The organism is Streptomyces sp. NPDC004284, from assembly GCF_042874035.1.
In the GTDB taxonomy this organism is placed as follows: Bacteria; Actinomycetota; Actinomycetes; order Streptomycetales; family Streptomycetaceae; genus Streptomyces.
The window spans coordinates 132,091-151,248 of sequence record NZ_JBIAMJ010000018.1; the positions used below are offsets into that span (position 1 = coordinate 132,091).

Annotated in this window: 17 protein-coding genes; 9 read left to right on the forward strand and 8 right to left on the reverse strand. The window is 71.0% G+C overall.

Features of this window, described 5'->3' with window-relative positions; genetic code table 11:
* The first annotated feature begins 67 nt into the window (after positions 1-67).
* The 3 genes from ACFYUS_RS33005 (at position 68) to ACFYUS_RS33015 (ending at position 3,188) form a co-directional block, all read left to right on the forward strand.
* Positions 68-790 (forward strand): molybdopterin-dependent oxidoreductase, encoded by a 723-nt coding sequence (locus ACFYUS_RS33005; RefSeq protein WP_388860555.1) that lies wholly within the window; start codon positions 68-70, stop codon positions 788-790.
* Entirely contained in the window at positions 777-1,403 is a 627-nt protein-coding gene (locus ACFYUS_RS33010) for a cytochrome b/b6 domain-containing protein (protein ID WP_388860558.1), read from the forward strand. The genes ACFYUS_RS33005 and ACFYUS_RS33010 overlap by 14 nt, the downstream gene beginning before the upstream one ends.
* Before the next feature lie 162 nt (positions 1,404-1,565).
* On the forward strand, positions 1,566-3,188 hold the full coding sequence (locus ACFYUS_RS33015) for a tannase/feruloyl esterase family alpha/beta hydrolase (protein WP_388860561.1): 1,623 nt from the start codon (positions 1,566-1,568) through the stop codon (positions 3,186-3,188).
* A 308-nt stretch (positions 3,189-3,496) separates the two neighbouring features.
* On the opposite strand, the gene ACFYUS_RS33020 is transcribed toward ACFYUS_RS33015, so the two are convergent.
* The gene (locus ACFYUS_RS33020; protein WP_388860564.1) at positions 3,497-3,961 is read right to left on the reverse strand and encodes an SsgA family sporulation/cell division regulator; all 465 of its coding nucleotides are present in this window, start codon (positions 3,959-3,961) and stop codon (positions 3,497-3,499) included.
* A 152-nt stretch (positions 3,962-4,113) separates the two neighbouring features.
* Between ACFYUS_RS33020 and ACFYUS_RS33025 the strand changes: the two genes are divergently transcribed.
* Positions 4,114-5,472, forward strand: coding sequence for an FAD-binding oxidoreductase (locus ACFYUS_RS33025; RefSeq protein WP_388860567.1), 1,359 nt, complete (start codon positions 4,114-4,116; stop codon positions 5,470-5,472).
* Positions 5,473-5,573: 101 nt separating this feature from the next.
* Here ACFYUS_RS33025 and ACFYUS_RS33030 read toward each other — a convergent pair whose 3' ends face one another.
* Complete coding sequence (locus ACFYUS_RS33030; RefSeq protein ID WP_388860570.1) at positions 5,574-6,476, reverse strand: TIGR03619 family F420-dependent LLM class oxidoreductase; 903 nt, start codon at positions 6,474-6,476, stop codon at positions 5,574-5,576.
* Positions 6,477-6,748: 272 nt separating this feature from the next.
* Between ACFYUS_RS33030 and ACFYUS_RS33035 the strand changes: the two genes are divergently transcribed.
* Together ACFYUS_RS33035 and ACFYUS_RS33040 are read left to right on the forward strand one after the other, a co-directional pair.
* Positions 6,749-7,621: a Bax inhibitor-1/YccA family protein gene (locus ACFYUS_RS33035; protein ID WP_388860573.1), complete on the forward strand. Its 873-nt coding sequence runs from the start codon at positions 6,749-6,751 to the stop codon at positions 7,619-7,621.
* A 94-nt stretch (positions 7,622-7,715) separates the two neighbouring features.
* Entirely contained in the window at positions 7,716-8,666 is a 951-nt protein-coding gene (locus ACFYUS_RS33040) for an RNA polymerase sigma factor (RefSeq protein ID WP_388860576.1), read from the forward strand.
* Positions 8,667-9,193: 527 nt separating this feature from the next.
* Here the strand turns inward: ACFYUS_RS33040 and ACFYUS_RS33045 are convergent.
* Complete coding sequence (locus ACFYUS_RS33045) at positions 9,194-10,096, reverse strand: SGNH/GDSL hydrolase family protein (RefSeq protein WP_388860579.1); 903 nt, start codon at positions 10,094-10,096, stop codon at positions 9,194-9,196.
* A gap of 386 nt (positions 10,097-10,482) precedes the next feature.
* On the opposite strand from ACFYUS_RS33045, the gene ACFYUS_RS33050 reads away from it, so the two are divergent.
* The 3 genes from ACFYUS_RS33050 (at position 10,483) to ACFYUS_RS33060 (ending at position 12,918) form a co-directional block, all read left to right on the forward strand.
* Positions 10,483-11,373: an alpha/beta fold hydrolase gene (locus ACFYUS_RS33050; protein ID WP_388860582.1), complete on the forward strand. Its 891-nt coding sequence runs from the start codon at positions 10,483-10,485 to the stop codon at positions 11,371-11,373.
* A 54-nt stretch (positions 11,374-11,427) separates the two neighbouring features.
* Positions 11,428-11,874 carry a VOC family protein gene (locus ACFYUS_RS33055; protein WP_388860585.1) on the forward strand — a complete coding sequence of 149 codons (447 nt, stop codon included), beginning with the start codon at positions 11,428-11,430 and terminating at the stop codon, positions 11,872-11,874.
* A 414-nt stretch (positions 11,875-12,288) separates the two neighbouring features.
* Positions 12,289-12,918, forward strand: a complete 630-nt coding sequence (locus ACFYUS_RS33060; protein WP_388860588.1) for an HAD family hydrolase — start codon at positions 12,289-12,291, stop codon at positions 12,916-12,918.
* 168 nt (positions 12,919-13,086) lie between these two features.
* Here ACFYUS_RS33060 and ACFYUS_RS33065 read toward each other — a convergent pair whose 3' ends face one another.
* The 5 genes from ACFYUS_RS33065 to ACFYUS_RS33085 all read right to left on the reverse strand — a co-directional run bounded on the left by ACFYUS_RS33065 (position 13,087) and on the right by ACFYUS_RS33085 (position 19,126).
* Positions 13,087-13,458, reverse strand: a complete 372-nt coding sequence (locus ACFYUS_RS33065) for a S8 family serine peptidase (RefSeq protein ID WP_388860591.1) — start codon at positions 13,456-13,458, stop codon at positions 13,087-13,089.
* A gap of 1,541 nt (positions 13,459-14,999) precedes the next feature.
* Positions 15,000-15,245 carry a hypothetical protein gene (locus tag ACFYUS_RS33070; protein WP_388860709.1) on the reverse strand — a complete coding sequence of 82 codons (246 nt, stop codon included), beginning with the start codon at positions 15,243-15,245 and terminating at the stop codon, positions 15,000-15,002.
* Positions 15,242-15,946 carry a hypothetical protein gene (locus ACFYUS_RS33075; RefSeq protein WP_388860594.1) on the reverse strand — a complete coding sequence of 235 codons (705 nt, stop codon included), beginning with the start codon at positions 15,944-15,946 and terminating at the stop codon, positions 15,242-15,244. Before ACFYUS_RS33075 ends, ACFYUS_RS33070 begins: the two co-directional genes overlap by 4 nt.
* Positions 15,943-18,222, reverse strand: a complete 2,280-nt coding sequence (locus tag ACFYUS_RS33080) for a hypothetical protein (RefSeq protein ID WP_388860597.1) — start codon at positions 18,220-18,222, stop codon at positions 15,943-15,945. Before ACFYUS_RS33080 ends, ACFYUS_RS33075 begins: the two co-directional genes overlap by 4 nt.
* 73 nt (positions 18,223-18,295) lie before the next feature.
* A complete protein-coding gene (locus ACFYUS_RS33085; protein WP_388860600.1) occupies positions 18,296-19,126 on the reverse strand; it encodes a hypothetical protein in 831 nt (276 codons plus the stop codon).
* Positions 19,127-19,158 lie beyond the last annotated feature (32 nt).

The window sequence follows — 19,158 nt, forward strand, 5'->3', positions numbered from 1 at the left end:
GTGGCAAAATCATCACCGGTTAGAGCGGTGACTAAGGATGGTCGCCCACCCCGAAGGAGCAGCGAACATGGCTGACCAGCCGGAACGACGCGCCAAGGGCGCACCAGTGGGGCGGCGCGCGCTGCTGGGCATGCTGGCCGCAGGAGCGGCGGGACTCGCCGCGGCACCGCCCCTCCAGCGCGGCTGGGAGAGCTTCCTCGGCGCCGCCTCCCAGAAGGACCCCACCGGACTCACCGGACTGCTGCCCAATCCGGGCGGCTTCCGGTACTACAGCATCGTCGGATCCGTGCCCCGCAAGAACGAGGGCAACTACGCGCTGACGATCAGCGGCCTGGTCGACCGGCCCAAGACCTACACCCTCCCCGAACTGCGGGCGCTCCCGCAGACGCGGGTCATCGGCGACGCGGTCTGCACCGACGGATGGCGCGTGGACAACGCCCCGTGGGAGGGGGTCAAGCTGGCGGACCTGCTCGACGCCGCCGGCGTGCGCGACAAGGGCACGGCAGTCCGGTTCACCTGCTTCGACGGCGCCTACAGCGAGAGCCTCACCCTGGAGCAGGCCCGCCGCTCGGACATCCTCGTGGCACTGAAACTGCAGGACAAGCCGATCAGCCATGTGCAAGGCGGCCCGGTCCGCCTGTACGTGGCGCCCATGTACTTCTACAAGTCGGCCAAGTGGCTGTCCGGCATCGAGGTCACCGAGCAGGTGGTCCCCGGCTTCTGGGAGGAGCGCGGCTACCCGGTCGACGGCTGGCTCGACGATGCGGACCGGACCGATGGCGCAGCCTGACCAGGACGGCCGCGTCCGGCGCTTCGGCCGACCCCAGCGGATGGTCCACCGGGCGACCGGATGGCTCATGCTGATCTGCCTGGCCACCGCGGCCTGTCTCTACCTGGGCCCGCTCGCCCAACTCGTCGGCCGGCGCCACCTCATGGCCACCCTCCACGAGTGGTCCGGCATCCTGCTCCCGGCCCCCGTCCTGCTGGGCCTGCTGTCCGCCGAATTCCGCGCCGACCTGCGTCGCCTGAACCGGTTCGCCCCGTACGACCGGGAATGGCTGCAGGCCGTCCGCAAGGGGCACAACTGGCCCGGGGCGCGCCCGGCCGGCAAGTTCAACGCGGGACAGAAGCTCTATGCGGGCTGGATCGCCGGTGCCGTGCTGGTCATGATGTTCACCGGCCTGCTGATGTGGTTCATGGACCTCCTGCCCTTCATCTCCCGCACCAGCGCCATCTTCATGCACGACGTCGTGGCCTGGGCGATCACCATCGTCGTCATCGGTCACATGCGCAAGGCGGCCGCGGACCCGGAGTCACGCCTGGGCCTGCGGACCGGTTACGTCAGCAGGTCCTGGGTCGAGCGCCACCACTCCCGATGGCTGGACCGGGACAGGTCGCAGTGACGGTCCCGCCGGAGCGGGAACTGACCGTCAACTGACTGATGTGCCGCAGCGAGAGCGCGACCACTGTGAACACTGCTGATTCGGACGCCTCCGGGTGCGCGCCCGGCCGACCGATCACCCTTCCCTCTTCCTCGTGACCCGCCCTCTCCTGATAGGAAATCCATGAGACGACGCCTTCTGATCGCGGTCGCGGCGGGGGTCCCGCTGGCCGCGTCGGTGTACCTGCCGACCGCCTGGGCGGGAACCGAGAGCTCCGCCGCCCAGTCCCTCGACTGCTCGACCGTCACGGTGCCGGCCCCGGCAGGCACCGAGGTGGAGAGCGTGGTGGCCGTCGAGCGGCCGGCCGGGACAGTCGACGTACCGGAGATCACACCCCTCCCCGCCGCGCAGATCACCGATGTGCCGGCCTACTGCGACGTGACGGTCACGCTGACCCACCCGGGCGAGGGCGACCACGCCAAGGTGAAGGTCTGGCTGCCCGAGGACACCTGGAACGGCCGCCTGCAGACCGTCGGCGGAAGCGCCTTCGCCGCCGGCGACTACGGCACCGCCCTCGCGGGCGCCGTCAAGAACGGCTACGCCGCCGCCACCACCGACGCCGGCGTCAAGACCTACCTCGACAACAGCTGGGCCCTGAACACCGAGGGCCAGGTCGACACCCCGCTCCTGAAGAACTTCGCCTCCCGGTCCGAGCACGAGGCGGCCGTCGTCGCCAAGCAGGTCATCAACGGCTACTACGGCCGGGCGGCCTCCTACGCGTACTTCAACGGCTGCTCCACCGGCGGCCGCCAGGGCTACGCGGAAGCCCAGCGCCACCCCGACGACTACGACGGCATCCTCGCCAACGCGCCGGCCATCAACTGGGACGAGTTCGAGGTCGCCACCCTGTGGCCGCAGGTGGTGATGAACAACGAGAAGACCTACCCCAGCGGGTGCGAGTTCGACGCCTTCAACACCGCCGCGGTCAAGGCCTGCGACCCCCTCGACGGCGTCAAGGACGGCCTCGTCGAGAATCCGGCCCGCTGCGACTTCGACCCGCGCCGACTGATCGGCACCACGGTCGTGTGCGAGGGCAAGGAGCTGACCATCACGGCGGCCGACGCCGCCGTCGTCCGCAAGATCTGGGACGGCCCGCGCACCACCTCGGGCGAGAAGCTGTGGGCCGGCGTCCCGATCGGCGCCGACCTGAAGTTCCCCTACCTGGCGGGCACGCTGCCGGACGCGAACGGCGACCTCAAGGGCGTTCCGTTCCCCGTCCCGTCCGCCTGGGTCGCGTCCTGGGTGAAGAAGCAGCCCTCGTTCGACGTCTCGACGATCACCTACAGCCAGTTCACCGATCTGTTCCGGCAGTCCCAGGCCGAGTACGACGAGGTCATCGGCACCGACAACCCGGACCTGTCCGCCTTCCGCAGGTCCGGCGGCAAGCTCCTGACCTGGCACGGCCGGCAGGACCAGCTCATCCCCACCCGGGGCACCGTGGCCTACCGCCAGCAGGTCGAGCAGAAGATGGGCGGCCCCGAGCGGGTCGACGACTTCTACCGCCTCTTCCTCGCGCCCGGCACCGCCCACTGCGCCCTCAACGGTCAGACCGACGACCTCGGCGCCCTGCGGGCCTGGGTCGAGCAGGGCAAGGCGCCCTCGACGCTGACCGCCACCCTGGTCAACTCCACCGGCAAGCAGGTCACACGTGACCTGTGCGCCTACCCCAAGGTCTCCCGCTACAAGGGCTACGGCGACCCGGCCGTCGCCGACAGCTTCCGGTGCGTCCTTCCGTACCAGTACTGACCGCCCCCGCGTCACGGCCTCGGCCCGCTCCCCACAGGGAGCGGGCCGAGGCCGTCTTCGTGCGCGGGACCCGAAGGCTGAGGCAAGAGGGGGAGACAAAACGGCCGCCCCGCTCCCAACCGAGAGCGAGGCGGCCACCCGTTCCCGCCGTCGTCGATCAGCGATCAACCTCTTCCTGACGGCGAGAGCACCCCCTGGTACAACGCGAGGGGCGGCGCCGGGGTTCACGGGACGGGCAAGGACGGGAAGACAAGGACGGGAAGACAAGGACGGGAAGGCGGTGTCTGCGTACGGCTGGCGACGAGCCGTCAGTCCGACGGCACTTCGCCCCCGCGCAGAATGGAGGCGGCGACGGCGTCCCAGTCCACGCCGTCCAGATCGGACCCAGCGGGGACAATCCGGTAGCCGTGTTCCAGCCACGCGGCCAGCGGCAGGACCGGGAGCTCGAACAGGGCCGGCATGCCGTAGGGGCGGAGCCGTAGCCAAGCAGTCGGCTCTCCGCCCGGATGCGCGGGCCACACCTGGACGTCACCGAGACCACGGGGGGAGAACAGGCCCTCGTACAGCAGGTCGCGGCCGACGCACCAGGTCACGGGAGGCTGGCACGTGCTGATGAAGGTGATGGTCACCACGAAGGGGCGAGCGGGGTCGAATCCGAACTCGATCCTCAGGTCTTGATGACCCTCCTGGTCCTGCTGGACGTCCACAAGGAGCGGGGGAAGTCCGTGCGCTGCCGTCCGAGGACCCCGTCTGTCCGGGTCATTGCTGCTCATGACAGGTGTTCCTTCCACGTGCGGGAGCCGTACGACCACTGTCACCCGCAGGACAGTGCGACACATCCGTCACTTGACTGCGCGGTGACACATGTTTTGTCCGGTCCTTCCGTCGACCGCGCTACCGCGGTGCCGTTCGACGGACTTGACCTATGCCATCGTTGAACGGCCCGGTACTCACACTGGGGTCCCAGCGCTACGACGCCGAGTGCGCCACGTCCGACCTGAGCGCCGGCCTGGAACCGGCCGTGGTCGTCGGTGCGGTCGACGACCGGGACGCGCGTGCCGCGGTCGGTTTCGCCGACCGGCACGGCCTGCCGGTCGCGGCGAAGGCCACCGCCCATCAGGTCGTCTCGCCGGCCCGCGGCGAACTCCTGATCACCACGACGCGGACGCGGGGCGTGTCCGTCGAGGCGGAGCGGCGGACGGCCCGTGTCGAGGCGGGAGTGCGCTGGCGCGAGCTCCTCCCGCATCTGACCGAGGCGGGCCTGGCGGCGCTCGTGGGCTCCGCGCCGGACGTCGGGGCGGTCGGCTACACGCCGGGCGGCGGCCAGAGCCCGCTGCTGGGCCGGACGCCGGGCTACGCCGCCGACCACGTGCGCCGGTTGAGCGTGGTGACCGCCGACGGCGAGCTGCGCCGGGTCACCGCTGACGCCGAACCGGACCTGTACTGGTCCCTGCTGGGCGGCAAGGGCGACTTCGGCGTCGTCACCGAGATTGAGTTCGACCTCTTCCCGGTGACGCGCTTCTACGGCGGAGGCCTCTGCTTCCCGGGTGAGCGGCTGGCTGAGGCCGAGGCGTTGGAGGCCTGGAGGACCTGGCTGCCGACAGCCGGCGAGGACATGACCTCGTCCGTCGGCATCCAGCGGCTGCCCGACGTGCCCGTGCTGCCCGAGCCGCTGCGCGGTGCCTTCGTGGTGTACCTGCGGATCGGGTACCTGGGCACGGCCGAGGACGGTGAGCGGCTGATCGCCCCGCTGCGGGCGGCGGCACCCGTGCTGGTCGACCTGGTGGGCGAGAAGCCGTTCGCCGCCATCGGTGGGATCCACCTGGACCCGGTCGATCCGATGCCGTACCACGACCGCAGCGTCTGCCTCGGCGAGTTCACCGAGAAGACGGCGCGGGCGCTGGTGGAGCCGACCGGCCCCGACTCCGGGTCGGCGCTCGCGAACGTGGAGATCCGGGCGCTCGGCGGAGCCTTCGACCGCGAGCCCGCGACCGGCAACGCCGTATCGACCCCCGGTGTTTTGGTCGTCCTCTTCGGCTTCAGGGTCGGCGGATCCGACCGGGCGGGGCTGTTGCCCGGACAACTGGCGGACGTGGTGGACGGGCTGGCGCCGTGGGCCGCGGACCGCGGCATGGCGAACTTCCTGTCGCCGGACGAGGCGACGGACGAGCACGGGATGCGGAACGTCTACGGGCCGCAGCGGTACGCCAGGCTGGCCGAGGTGAAGAGGCGCTATGACCCGGCCAACCTGTTCCGTTCCAACCACAACGTCAAGCCCGCCTGACAGCAGGAGGCAGGAGGCAGGAGGCAGGAGGCAGAAGGCAGGGGGCAGGGGGGCAGGGCGTCGGCGGGAGGGCACCGGTTGCCCGCCCGTCCACCCCCGGATCAGCCCTTGGCCACGCGCTTCAGCAGGTCGTGGGCGTGGGCGATGGAACCGTCGACGGTGTCGACGTCGTACATCGAGTCGATCATGAAGTGCTGGATGCCGGTGCGTTCGTGCACGCGCCGGACGGTGTCGGCGACCAGGGACGTTGCGGTACCGGCGTCGATGTTCACGCGCAGCACCGTGTCGATGGCCTCAGGGTCGCGGCCGGCCTCGCGGGCGAGCCGGTCCAGCTGCGCGCGCTGTGCGACGAGGCCGTCGATGTCGACGTGGCTCGGAACGACGCACAGCGGGAGCCAGCCGTCACCACGCCGCGCCACCCGGTGCAGAGCGCGTGCGGACAGGGCGCCCAGGTAGATCGGGGGCCGGGGGCGCTGGGCCGGCTTGAGCGGCGAGTGGTGTGCCGGGATGGACAGTTGAGCTCCCTCGTACCGCGCCGGGTCCTCGGTCCACAGGACCTCCAGGGCGTCGAGCAGCTCGTCCATACGGGTCCCGCGGCGGGTGAAGTCGAGCCCGGCCGCCTGGTACTCCTCGGGGGACCAGCCGATGCCGAAGCCCGGCAGGAGGCGGCCGCCGCTGATCAGGTCGATGGTCGTCAGCGACCGGGCCAGCTGGACGGGCGGATACAGCGGGGCGACGAGTACATGGCTGCCGAGGAGCACGCGCCGGGTGGCGCTCGCGGCGACGCCGAGCAGTACGAACGGGTCCGCGGCGGGGTTGAGTTCCCCGGGAATGGTGGTGCCCCGCCCGCCGTAGCCGACGATCGGGTCCACCGCGGCCAGGTTCCGGTCGCCCACCCAGAGGCTGTCGGCTCCGGCGTCCTCGACGGCCGCGGCGAACTCCGCGGTCCGGGCGACATCGAAGGCCTGGTGATGGAACTGGGGCAGCGCGAAACCTATCTTCATGACGCCCTCCGGCGGTGGTGAGGTGTGGGGTGGCATGTGAGGTGCGCAGTCTTCCACACGTCGCACCCGGCATCGGAGAGGTCGATGCTCCGGTGATGGAACGACCTCGTCACCTAGAAACCTATTTAAAGGGTTACTAGAGCTTGCGCGTTACAGAGTCACCTGTCAAAGTGGTTACACGCTCGCTGAGGGGAGTGGCCGCGGGCCATCCCCCCAGCGAGCACTCCATCCACGCCAGGGACCGCACGGGGTGCGGCCCGGGAGGGAACGACATGCGCAGCAGCAACCCGGTCTTCGCGTGGCGGGGTTTCCGCCGCGACAACGGCTCGGACGGGTCCGCCGTCCGCTACCCCCAGCCGGCGGTCGCCGGCGAAGCCCTCACCAACCCCTACGCTTCCCACGCCGACGCGCACACCGAGCCGATCGCCTGGGACTCCAGGGCGGGCGCCCGGGTCGACGGCCCGACGATGACCATCGACGACGTCGTGGTCCGCACCGCCGCCACGCTCGGCACGGTCGTCCTCACCGCCGCGCTGTCCTGGATCCTGCTGCCGGTCGACAGCACCGGCATCGGCCGCTCCTACGGCATCGGCCTCGGCGCCGCCCTGGTCGCCTTCGCCCTCTCCATGGTCCAGGCGTTCCGACGCGCGCCCTCCCCGGCGCTGATCCTGGGCTACGCGGCCTTCGAAGGCGTCTTCCTCGGCGTCGTCTCCAGCGCCACCTCCACATGGATCTCGCCGGGCGTGGTGATCCAGGCGGTGCTGGGCACCATGGCGGTCTCCGCGGCCGTGCTCATCGCGTACAAGATGCGCTGGATCCGTGTGACCCGGCGGTTCTACGGCTTCGTCACCGCGGCGGCGATGGGATTCCTGCTGCTGCTCGCGGCGGACGCGCTGTTCTCGCTCTTCGGCGCCGAAGGCGGTCTGGGCTTCAGCAGCGGCGGTCCCGGCATCGCCTTCGGACTCGTCGGCATCGTGCTCGGCGCGGCCTTCCTGGCCCTGGACTTCAAGCAGGTCGAGGACGCCATCGCCTACGGCGCTCCCCGCCAGGACGCCTGGCTCTCCGCCTTCGGCCTCGTCACCACTCTGGTGTGGATCTACCTGGAGGCCCTCCGCGTCCTGACGATCCTGCAGAGCGACAACTGACACGACCAGAGCGACGACTGGAACGACGCTCCCGGGCAACTGCGCGGTCGACGAACCCGCCGGCCACGGGAGCGTCGTGCAGGAAGGGCAGGCCATGACCATGGTGCCGGACATCGAGCACGCCGAGGACGCGGCACTGACCCGGGCGGCCCAGCGGGGCGACGTCACCGCGCTGGGGCTGCTGCTGGAGCGCCATCGCCCCGGCATGCGAGCGGTCGCGCTGAGCCTGCTGGGCCCCGGACCCGACGTGGACGACGTGATGCAGGACGCCGCCCTGGTGGCGCTGCGCCGTATCGGCGACGTCCGCGACCCGGCCGCCGTGGGCGCGTGGCTCCGGATGGTCGTCCGCAACGGCAGCCGCTCGGTGCTGCGCACGGCCGGCAGGACGGAACCGCTGGCGGACGTACCACTGCCACCGACCTCGACCACCCCCGAGGGCGTACTCGACGGACACGCGATGCGCGACTGGATCTGGGAGGCCGTCGAGGACCTGTCCCCGGCTCTGCGGCTCCCCGTCGTGCTGCGCTACTTCTCCACGGGCCTGACCTCCTACCGGCAGATCGCCGAGGCGTGCGGAACACCCGTGGGCACGGTCCGCAGCCGACTCCACCAGGCCCGCGCGAGCCTCGCCAAGGCCCTGGAGGCCACCGCGTCCGGCACCCACGAGGATGTCCGGCGCAGGACCGAGCAGAGCTGGCTGGACGTGCGCGACACCCTGGCCGCCGCGGAGCGCGGGGAGTACGACAAGGTGGTCGCCGACCGGTACACACCCGGCGTGACCCTGCTGAGCGCCGGACGGCGCATCGGGGGGAGCGCACTGCTGGTGGCGGGCATGGAGGGCGATCTGTCCGCCGGCGTCCGCCAGCGCCCCGCCCACGTGATCGCCGGGCGGTCGCTCGTCGTATGGGAGATGGACCTCGTCAACCCGGCGGACGCGCCCGACCACTGTCCGCCCGGAGTGGCATGGGTCATGACGCTGGAGGGCGGCCGGATCGACCGGGTGAGCCTCTATTACACCCCGCGCCCCGCCCCGGCAGCGGGCTGACCTTCCCGCACCGCGAGTACGAGGACGGCGTCGACGTGCCCGCCGGTCGGCACGCCGCCCGGGTAACCGGCCCGGCCGCCAACCGGATCGGCGTGGGCCTGAAGGACTTCGTCTACGACTGCCCGGACGACAAGGGCGTCCGGGCAGTCGGCGTGGTCTGCGATCCCCGGCTCGTCCAGGCGCCCGGCGACGGGCACCCGGAGGACGGGAAGAGGGCTGCCTGTCGATGCCGACCGCCTTCGCGGAACCGCCCCATCCCCACGGGACGGAGGCGACCGGCCAGGACGAGCGGGGCAAGCCCAGCAAGGTGCGGGGCGCCGGCATCTGGCGCGCTGCCTCCAGCACGAGATCGACCGTCCGTATGGTCGCCTGTGCGTCGACCGGCTCTCGGCCGAGGCGCGCGAGGGCGCACTGCGACAGACGGCCGAGAACGAGCCGCCCGTACCCGTGGCGCCCGACGGCTGACGACGATGAAGAACCCGGCCGGACACCGTCCGGCCGGGTTCTCGTCATGCGCGCCGCTCGGGTCAGCGGCGGTGGGCCAGAGCCCGTTCCACCGCGGTGGCCATCGCACTCTCGCCCTGGGCGTCGGGGTGCAGCGGAGCCGCCGGGCTCTGCGGGGCGAAGCTCTCGATCCACCGCTCACCGGTGGGCGCGCACAGGTCGTGCCCGACCGTCGGGGCGTAGGTGTTCCCGTACGTCGCACCGCCTAGCCGGGTCTGGCGGGCGAGCGTGGAGTTCAGCTCCTTCTCCTTGTCCCGCAGATAGGCGAAGCCACCGGCCGCCGGCGGCACGGAGGCGCTCGTGCAGCCGACACCGTCCTCGGGAAAGACGTCGGGGTAGCCGACCACCACGACCTGCGCGCGCGGCGCGCGGCGGTGGACGCCGCGAGTCACCTCGGCGACCTTCGGCGCGGTCGCGGCGATCGACTCCGTCACCCGGTCGGTGCCGGAGCCGGCGAGGTGGTCACGGCACGGGGCGCCGACCGGGTCGGTCGCCGACAGCTTCGCGCACGTGCCAAGGATCCTGGTGGAGCCGATGTCGTTTCCGCCGATGGTGAGGGTCACCAGATCGGTGTGCCGGTCCACCGCGTCCAGCTGCGGCGCCGCCGTTCCCTGCGGCGCGGTCATGGCGGCGGTGGTCGCCCCCGAGCAGGTGACGTCCGTCAGCCTCGTCGCCGTCGAAGAACGCGCGACCAGCGACGGGTAGTTGTTGCCGCTGCGCCCGCAGGAGGCGTCGACCTGGTCGGGGACCAGGGGCGCGGAGGCATAGGAGTCGCCGAGGGCGACGTAGTCCACGCGGTGCGGGTGGTGTGCGGTCGTGCTCGCCATCGCCGGGTGCGCCGTGACCAGGGCGGTGGCACCGCTGATCAGTGCGGCACCTGTCACCGGGGCGCGCTTCGCGCCCGAGGTGGGAAGTCGTGTCGCCAAGATCTTTCCTCTCGTCGGGGTGATCCCCGGCCTCCGTTCGGCCGTGCGTGAAGTGCCGGGCGGACGGCGGCAGTTGGGCCCCGCTTGTCGTACGCGTCGAGCCCCGTCCGGGGATCACCGATCCAGGTGGCGAATCGGCCGAGGCGCGGTCGTCCGGTGAATGGCTTAAGCCCGGAGGTGTGTGCCGGCCCCGGCGCCCCTTGCCGAACCGTCAAGTGACTGATGTGGGGCGGCGGATGCATCGACCAGAGTGGCCGAGCACACACATGCGCGTGAATCGTCACCGTCTTGACAGGTGATGAAAGGCCTGACAGGTTAATCACCATGCAAACAGGTGACGGCCGTATGGCGTGCTTACCGATTCACTGTCGAAAGGACTAGTCGTGATGAACAGCAAGGGTGCGGGCAAGCGGCGGGTGCTGACCGGGGCCGCGGCGGCCGTCGTCGCGGGGGCCGCGTTCGGGGCCCTCGCCCTGACCGGCACCGCCAGCGCCGGCCCCGGCGTGACCACCGGCGCCACCGTCGACGTCACGGCCGACGTCATCTCCCAGGGCGACAAGCGCGAGCCCAAGCCCACGATCGTGCTGGAGCACGGCGCGTTCGCGGACTCCTCCAGCTGGAACGGCGTCGTCTCCAGACTGCGCACCGACGGCTACCCCGTCGTCGCCGCCGCCAACCCGCTGCGCGGCCCGCACGACGACGCCACCGCCCTGCGCGGCCTGCTCGACCACATCAAGGGCCCGAAGATCCTCGTCGGCCACTCGTACGGCGGTTCCGTGATCAGCGAGGCCGCCGCCGGCGACCCCGACGTCAAGGCCCTCGTCTACGTGGCGGCGTTCCTGCCCGCCCCCGGAGAGACCGCCCTCGAGCTGACCAACAAGTACCCCGGCTCCACCCTCCCCGGCACCCTCGACCCGGTCGCCATCACCAACCCCGACGGCACCAAGGGCACCGACCTCTACATCCAGCAGGACAAGTTCCGCCACCAGTTCGCGGCTGACGTCCCGCGCAACGAAGCCGCCCTCGCCGCCGCCGGCCAGCGCCCCATCGCCCAGGCCGCCCTCGAGGAGAAGGCCACCGTGGCGGCCTGGAAGACCATCCCCAGCTGGGCCGTCGTCACCACCCAGGACCTCAACATCCCCGTCGCCGCGCAGCGCTTCATGGCCGAGCGGGCCGACGCCCACATCACCGAGGTCGCCGCCTCGCACTCCGTCGCCGTCTCGCGCCCCGGCATCGTCACCCGCGTCATCGAGGACGCCGCCCGCGCCACCCGCTGACCCCGGCACCCGCTGACCCCGGCGAACCCCACCCCCGAAAGCGAGAGCTCTGCCATGGACCTGAAGCTCGAAGTCCTCGTCATCCCCGTCTCCGACGTCGACAAGGCCAAGGAGTTCTACATCGACACCCTCGGATTCCGCGCCGACGCCGACTTCCCGATCCACGACGGGTACCGCATCGTCCAGGTGACGCCCCCCGGCTCCGCCTGCTCGATCATCTTCGGCGAGGGCCTGACCACCCTCCCCGCCGGTTCGGCCCAGGGGCTGCACCTGATCGTGACCGACATCGAGCAGGCCGTGAAGGAGCTGACCGGGCGCGGAGTCGCCGTCGACGGCCCCTTCCACGACTCCACCGGCGCCTTCCACCACGCCGGCGGCACCCACCGGGTGCCCGGCGTCGCCGAAGGCCGCCCCAGCTACGGCACCTTCGCCAGCTTCGCCGACCCCGACGGCAACGAGTGGTTCCTCCAGGAAGTCACCGTCCGCGCCCCCGGCCGCTGACCACCCCGTCCCACACCCCGGAGGCGGCCGCCCGGCCGCCTCCGGCCCGCCGTGCCGCCCCGGAACCAGCCGACGAGAACGACGCCGACCACCGCACCGTACGACTCGAAGCGCGGCACACCGCAAAACGGCGCACATCGGCATCCACGCGCCCCTGCCCGGCCTCGACGAACGACGCCCTGCCGGGCGATACCCGGCCGGGGCGGTCACCCCGGTTGCACGCGGTGCGGTGACGACCTGCGAGGACGAGGCGGTGGCCGGAGACGCGGCTACGGCTGATGAAGACGCATCGGAGCCGACACTCCCGAACGAAAGGGTCGACACCGCTGACACACCCACCGACCACATACGTGCCCGCAGTCATGTGCCACCCCGGAGCCCCCCGCCGTGTGGACCGCCGTCTAGAGTCGGGCCATGACCAACCGCATGGGCCTCGTCCTCGACTTCGGCGGCGTACTCACCACACCCCTGATCCCGGCGGCGCTCGCCTTCGAGCAACGGGAGTCACTGCCCGAGGGCACCCTGCTCAACGCCCTCTACCTCGACGACGAGATGATCCGACACACCGAGGACCTGGAACGCGGCGGCATCACACAGGACCAGTGGAACGCCGCCGCCGCCCACCGCATCGGCCTCCCCCACGACAACCTGATGGGCCGCATCTTCGCCGACCTACGTCCGGAGACAGCGATGTTCACCGCCGCCGAGGCCGCTCGCCAGGCCGGCATCAAAGTCGGCATCCTCTCGAACTCGGTCGGCACCGACCCGTGGAACCTCTACGCGGGTCACGACCTCGACCACCGCTTCGACGCGGTGGTGATCTCCGAGGACCACGGACTGCGCAAACCGGAACCAGAGATCTTCCAGCTCGTCCTCGACAGCCTCGGACTACCCGCCGACACCTGCGTCTTCGTCGACGACACGGAGCGGTACCTCCCACCCGCCGCGGACCTGGGCTTCGCCACCGTGCACGCCAAGGAGCCCCGGCAAACCATCGCCGAAATCGAGCGACTCCTCGGGGTGCCACTGACGGCGATGAACTGACCGTCCTGGCTCAGCCCACCTCGTCAGGTGAAAGCGGTTCAGACGGAACTGAACACACGATAGAAGTGCAGCTCACGGAGTCTGCTCCCCGCCCGCGCGGGGATGGCCCTCTGGCGGATATGCAGAAGAGTCGGTGGCGCCGACCGCGCCCACTCAGCGCCTCGGCGGTCACCCCTGGGGCACCCACGGTGCAGCCGTCAGGGCCGGAGTTGCCCGCGGCCACGGTGAACAGCGCGCCCGTCTCCGGCTGAGCCGGTCCACGGCCAGGTTGAGCGGGTCGGAGCCGTCAGTGGTCGGTCCGCCCAGACTCATCCCGCACCGTCCTCGGAGAGCACCTTGCCGATGTGCAGCCGCCCCCGGTACGACACCCTTCTTCTGGCCGCCGGAGGACGCTCCTGTCCCGGCGACGGTGGAAGCCACGTGCGTGCCGTGATCATTGGCGTCGGCCACCGACTCACCCGGTACGAAGCCCGCGGTGGCGGCGATTCGCCCGGCGAGGTCGGGATGGGGGGCGTCCACCCAGGTGTCGAGCACCGCCATGTCCACGCCCTCGCCGGTGTTCCCTGTGGCCCAGACCTTCGGGGCGCCCACCTGGCCGTGCTCTCGGCCAGGCTGACCTTCACCTTGCCGTCCAGCCAGATCTTGGCGATGCCTCCCTGGAGACGGGGCCGAGTGCTCGTGTCCCGCTCGGGTGCCCCGCCGGTGACCGACGTCCAGAACGCCGCCGACCGCTCCACGGACAGCGCCGCGCCCCCGATGCTGCCCAGGGTGCGTACCGCGCGGGCGCCGTAGCCTGCCACCAGGCTGCCGGAGTCACGGGCTGGGTCGGTTGCAGGACACGATCAGTGGGAGACGGTCCCTGTGCGCGTCGTCGTAACCACCCGCCAGCAGCCGTGTGATGTCGAACAGTTCACGGCCCAGCAGACCCGCATGCACGTACGCAGCGCGCCTCGCAGATAGATGCAGGTGTTCGGGCCGCTGCGGCCGTGGTCACGGTGACCGTGTCGCCTGCCACCGACACACTTGTGTCATGCCGCCATGTGGGCAGTCCTGATCGGGGTGTCGCCCGGGGAACTGGCATCTCGGCAAGAGGAAGGGGCACGTGGGCGCATCCAGCGGACCGCTTCGAGACGTGCGGGGACTCCTCCTTGAGGATGCCGATCGCCTGGGCCTTGTTGTCGGCGCCCCCCAGACCCGACAGGTGGTGGAACGCCCCCACTCGTAGTTGGTGTTGTTGACCACTGACGAAACATTGTTCCGCAGGCTGTCGGGCAACTTGACGTACCCGTCGGCCTGGCCCCACGCCACCTTGTAGCTGGCACCGCCGTACCAGGTGTTGGCGTACGCTCAGAACTCGTACAGGGCGGGGTCACACCCACCGTCAGTCGCCGAGGCCGGAGTCGTCGTCCCGGTCACGACCGCACCGGCCGCCATGAGGCCAACGGACAGTGCGGCCAGACGTCTCTTGAAGGTAGTCAACGGGAATGCCTTTCATCGGTGCTGAATGAAGAGAGCCTCAGGCCCTACTCGTCGCACAACGGTGCAAGGGACGCGCAAGGTTCACACGGCACCATGCGGTCGGCGGAGCCCCTTCCGCACCCCAGCGCCCGGCGGTCAGGGTCGGAGGCAGCCCGTGCCGACATGGCGTGCCAGGGCGAGGCACGGTGTCCAGATGCGCTCTGGGGGCAGTACCACCGGGCCGCCCCCGAGCTCCCGCTCCTGGCGCCCAGACGGGCCATGACCTGCCGACGCGTGGCCAGAGGTCCCGAGCGGCAGGTGTCGTCTCATCACAGAAAGCCCCACAAGGTTCACGGCCTTCTTCGCCCTGAAACGCGAGAAGACGGGCAGCGGTTCGGAGGGGGACTTCGCGACCACGGCCCGCGCGGTCTTCGACGCCATGGACGGCTTCCACAATCCGGCGCACGCCGCCGGCTGGTCGGCCCGGACGTCGAGGACGCGTTCACGGCGGTCGTCTCCCTCGTACAGCGAGCGGTCCGGGCGTGAGAGGCAGGTTTTTCGCCGGTCGCGTACGGCGTCGACCAGTGCGGCCCGGGCCGGCCAGGCGGCCCGCGGTGTGTCCATCACGGGCGGGGTGAGCCGGCCTGAGGCCCTGCCGGACCGCCTTCTTCCCCTCGCTTCTCCTCCTGCCCTACGGAGAATCGGTGGCCGTGCATCCGGTACACCATCTCGTCCGGCGCGGTGAACATGCGTGCCTGGCGCCAGACCGCGTCGTAGGACAGGCGGTCGGCGGCCGGTTCGCGCCGCATGCGGAGTGCGCGCCAGCTGGTGCGGGGGTCGAGCAGGAGCCGTATCAGCGTCAGTCTCATGACACCGGCCCCTCCACGACGGCGGGGTCGGGCGGGGACGGGGTCTTCGTGGACCGAGGGCTCGGCGTCTCCTCGCCGCGCAGGGCTCCGAGCGCGTCGTGGAGGGCGATCATGGCCCGGTTCTGCAGTTCGACGTCGGTGAAGCCCCGGCCGACGCTCTGCCACTGTTCGAGCAGGGGTTCCCACCAGCGGCCGGACGCGGCGATCGACCGGGCCAGACGGTGCCAGTCCGCCACCTGCTCAGGCCCGGGACAGCCCGCTTGCCGTTCGATCCTGTCGAGTACGAACAGGTCCGGATGGTCGTACAGGTGGGCACGTAGGAAGCGCAGGCGCCGTACGCGCTCCTCGTCGGCCTGCCGCTGGGCCATGGTCGCGCGTGCTTCGGCCGACAGGCCGAGTTCGGCGCGGGCGGCCAGGCAGCGGTAGGAGGTGCCGCGCGTGTGCTGCGCGGCGCCGAGCTCGGCGTTGATGGTGTCCTGCGCGGTGCGGACCTCGATGGCCGTGAAGTGCCGTGCGATCTCGCCGGCCCGTGCCACGGTCCGGCTGACGACGAGGTCTTCGAGGCTGGGGCGGGTGCGCAGGGCGGGGCGCCATTCGACGGTGAACGTCGCCTCGAAATGGATGCCTGGTGTGGCGCAGGGCAGCATCCGGGGCTGGGTGCAGTGGGCGACGCGGGCCGCGCGTTGCCAGGGCCACCTCATGCCGAGGTCCCGGTGAGCGGGAACATCTTGCGTACGCGCGGATCGACGAGCCGGCCCCAGAAGTCCTCCGCCGCGTTCGCCCCGTCTTCGAGGGGAACCCCGTCGAGAGCCTCCATCAGCTCCCTGACGGCCTTGAACAACTTCTGTTCGCGCAGCGCCGGGAGCAGCCGGTCCCGGATCCGGGCATAGGAGGCGGGGTCGGTGGCCGAGGCGCCGACCCAGTCCGTGATCCGCTCGATGGTGTCCGGCGCCGTGGTGATGTCTCCGAGCAGGGTCTGCAAGGCACGTTCCACGTCCACGCTCGGCGGCACGCCTTGCGAGAGCAGCCACGGTCCGGTGTCGTCCCGTACCGACATCAGGGCGAGGAAGGCCAGAGGGCCTCCCTTGCCGGGCTTCCCCGACTGCTGCCAGGCCTGGACCTCGGAGACCAGCAGCTGCAAGCCCCTGGGCCGGGGCACCAGCTTCTCGAAGGCGTCGAGGACTTCGTCCAGGACCGATTCGTCACGGGTGTGCTTGGCTACGCGGCGCAGCCGGACCATGGCCATCCTGGCCTGGGACGGGGTCACGTCCGTGGTGTCGAGAACGCCGCGGCAGGTGGCGACGACCGTCGAGGCGTACTCGGCGGCCTGCGCCCACCCGTACAGCGTGCCCCAGGCGTGGCGGCCCGCGTGCTCGTCCTGCACGGCCTGCACCATCACCGCGCTGAGCAGGGCCTTCTTGCCGGTTCGGGCGAGGGTGCCGAGCTGTTGGAAGTGGGGGGTGTTCCCGTGTCGCAGGGTCAGGACGGTGAGTGCTTCGACGACGCGTTCGCCGTCCCCGGCGCCTTCCCCGCCGTTCACCAGCCACTTCAGCAGGGGTTCGCGCATGATCTCGTAGTTGTCCCAGACGTAGGTCAGGACGGCCCTGCCGTAGCCGGGCTGGTCGAACACGACGTTGTCGTGGGTGTCGACCCCGGCGCCGGCGTCGACGACGCGGCGGCGCAGCCCCCGTCCCGCGAACACGGCCTCGGGCGTGGAGGCGAAGCCGCCCTTGGCCGCGTCGTTCGTGCTGATGATGTTCTGCAGGGTGCGGGCGGCCTTGGCCACCTGGGGCATGGGGGCGGACTGGCGTACGGCGAGGGCGAGCAGCAGGCAGCGGTCTTCGAGGGGCAGGGAGGTGTCCTTGCCGCGGTGTGTCGGGGTTGTCTCCCCGAACAGGATGTCGAGCTTGTCCCGCCAGTCGGACAGGGCGGCGGTGATGCGCGCCGAGAGCTCTTCGTCGATCGTGGGTCGCCAGGACGTCTCGTCCATGGGCAGCGCGGTGCCCGTCAGGCGTACGTGCTCCTGCCAGGCGTCCTCGATCGCGTCGGTCGCGCGGACCGCCTCCACGGCGTCCCGGCCGTTCAGCGAGTCCTCGGCCGTACTGCCGGAACGCAGGTAGGAGACGAGACCGGGTACCTTCCGCGCCCGCAGGTGGGCCTCGACAACCTTGCGTGCGGGCGGCGGCTCGGTCAGGTGGACGACGTGGATTCCCGTACGGGTCGGTGCGGGGAGGCCGCTCCAGAGCTCCTCGGCCACGGTCAGCACCAGAGTGGAACCGAGACGTCCCAGCTTCTCGGCATGGTCTTCGAGATTGTCGAGGAAGTCCGTCGAGATGCCGTCCGCATCGGGGTCCTTGAGATCGAGCTGGTATGCGTGACGGAGTTCCTGGGGGAGCCGCCCCACCTTGGGGGTCGTCCAGTCGGCGTCCAGTTTGACGATGGGGGTGAGGTCGTCGGTGGTCTCGGCGAGCAGGTGCAGGGCGAACGTGGTCGACCCGTACGAACGGGGGGCCACGACGATCAGCACCGGCTTGCGCAGACGCGCCGGTGTCGTCCCGGGGGCCAGCGCCCGCGTCCACGCCTCGGTCCACTGCCCCGAGCGGACCATCGGGGTCTGTTTGATGGCGTCGCGGGTCAGGACGGGACCCTCGAGGATGTCCCCCTTCCTGACCTCGAAGTTGAGATTGCCGGCGACACTGCCCACGACCACGTCGGGGTTGTTCACCGTGACCGGCACCTGTCCCGGGCCGGGATCGAGGGGAGGCATGACGATCACGCGCGGATCGGAGTGTTCACCGACCGGGGTGTCGGCGGGCCACGAGGGGGCGGGCGGTGCGATCGGGGGCCAGGCAGGAGCGCTGCGCGGGGCCGCCTGGTCGGCGAAGTCGCCGACATCACCGAAGCCACCGACGGGGAAGCCGCTCTCGGGGCTGGGCGGGACGGAGTCGGGAGGTACGAGCGGATCATGCGAAGTCATGCGCAGAGTTCCTTTCCGCACGGGCGACGGGGAGGGGAGGAAGGAGGCATGGACGGGATCAGGGCCGGCGGGGTCAGGCCCGTCCCCGGCCGATGCGCACGTCTCCGACGATCTGGTTGATGAGCGTCGGGTCGGTCATGGCACCGTTGATCTGGAAGGCGGGCGACGCGGCTCCAGCCGGCGCGGGCGGCATGGCGGGCGGCACGTCCGTCCCGGGAGCCCGGGTGGCGCCGGGCGTTGCCTCGGCGGCCTTCGCGGACATCGCCAGGCCGAGGAGGTACGGGGTCAGCCCCGGCACGTAGAGCCGGCACCCCTCCTCGAAGTGCGGCTTCCCCTCGACCCGCGCCACCGCCGGCAGGAAGTGCTCCTCGGCCGGCTCCGTCGTCCGTCCCGCACGCACGGTGCGGCGGTACGCCGGCTCCGAGAGGACGGCCGCCAGGAAACCGTTCTTCTGTTCTCCGGCGGCGGCCAGGGCCTGACGGACGGCATCGCTGTCGAGAAGTCGGCACACCTCGTTGATGGCGTCGCCGCGGTGGTCGGGCAGGGTCAGCGGTCCGATGTGTACGGCGGCGCGCAGCCGGATCGACGGAGCGTCGGCCAGACGCCCCTGGTCGTACCGGACGAGCGCCGCGTGCAGATGGCCGAGCAGCGGATCGATCAGCCGGGCGGTGTCCTTGGCCGGCAGTACGAAGATCGCGCCGTCGCCGGTGTCCTTGTACGCGCCGGGCACGGCCCGGGGGTCCTCGAAGCCGCTCTGGGCCAGCACGGTTGTGAGGACGTCGTCCAGGTCTGACCGCACCGGCGCCATCCTGGCTTCCGGGATCTTGCTGTAGCCCTGCATGTCGACGGCCAGGAGCGCCTGCTCGGGCGGGACGTCGAGCGACGCGGACGGGAGAGGGGGCATGATGCCACCGACCTTTCGGCCAGGAGTGGGGA

What these genes read in the sequence shown, in the direction of transcription:
- ACFYUS_RS33020 (WP_388860564.1), bottom strand. Translation starts at nt 3,961, where the DNA reads ATGAGCAGCAATGACCCGGACAGACGGGGTCCTCGGACGGCAGCGCAC.
- ACFYUS_RS33065 (WP_388860591.1), bottom strand. Translation starts at nt 13,458, where the DNA reads ATGGCGGTGCTCGACACCTGGGTGGACGCCCCCCATCCCGACCTCGCC.
- ACFYUS_RS33080 (WP_388860597.1), bottom strand. Translation starts at nt 18,222, where the DNA reads ATGACTTCGCATGATCCGCTCGTACCTCCCGACTCCGTCCCGCCCAGC.
- ACFYUS_RS33010 (WP_388860558.1), top strand. Translation starts at nt 777, where the DNA reads ATGGCGCAGCCTGACCAGGACGGCCGCGTCCGGCGCTTCGGCCGACCC.
- ACFYUS_RS33075 (WP_388860594.1), bottom strand. Translation starts at nt 15,946, where the DNA reads ATGAGGTGGCCCTGGCAACGCGCGGCCCGCGTCGCCCACTGCACCCAG.
- ACFYUS_RS33005 (WP_388860555.1), top strand. Translation starts at nt 68, where the DNA reads ATGGCTGACCAGCCGGAACGACGCGCCAAGGGCGCACCAGTGGGGCGG.
- ACFYUS_RS33030 (WP_388860570.1), bottom strand. Translation starts at nt 6,476, where the DNA reads ATGAAGATAGGTTTCGCGCTGCCCCAGTTCCATCACCAGGCCTTCGAT.
- ACFYUS_RS33060 (WP_388860588.1), top strand. Translation starts at nt 12,289, where the DNA reads ATGACCAACCGCATGGGCCTCGTCCTCGACTTCGGCGGCGTACTCACC.
- ACFYUS_RS33035 (WP_388860573.1), top strand. Translation starts at nt 6,749, where the DNA reads ATGCGCAGCAGCAACCCGGTCTTCGCGTGGCGGGGTTTCCGCCGCGAC.
- ACFYUS_RS33015 (WP_388860561.1), top strand. Translation starts at nt 1,566, where the DNA reads ATGAGACGACGCCTTCTGATCGCGGTCGCGGCGGGGGTCCCGCTGGCC.
- ACFYUS_RS33025 (WP_388860567.1), top strand. Translation starts at nt 4,114, where the DNA reads ATGCCATCGTTGAACGGCCCGGTACTCACACTGGGGTCCCAGCGCTAC.
- ACFYUS_RS33050 (WP_388860582.1), top strand. Translation starts at nt 10,483, where the DNA reads ATGAACAGCAAGGGTGCGGGCAAGCGGCGGGTGCTGACCGGGGCCGCG.
- ACFYUS_RS33055 (WP_388860585.1), top strand. Translation starts at nt 11,428, where the DNA reads ATGGACCTGAAGCTCGAAGTCCTCGTCATCCCCGTCTCCGACGTCGAC.
- ACFYUS_RS33070 (WP_388860709.1), bottom strand. Translation starts at nt 15,245, where the DNA reads ATGAGACTGACGCTGATACGGCTCCTGCTCGACCCCCGCACCAGCTGG.
- ACFYUS_RS33085 (WP_388860600.1), bottom strand. Translation starts at nt 19,126, where the DNA reads ATGCCCCCTCTCCCGTCCGCGTCGCTCGACGTCCCGCCCGAGCAGGCG.
- ACFYUS_RS33040 (WP_388860576.1), top strand. Translation starts at nt 7,716, where the DNA reads ATGACCATGGTGCCGGACATCGAGCACGCCGAGGACGCGGCACTGACC.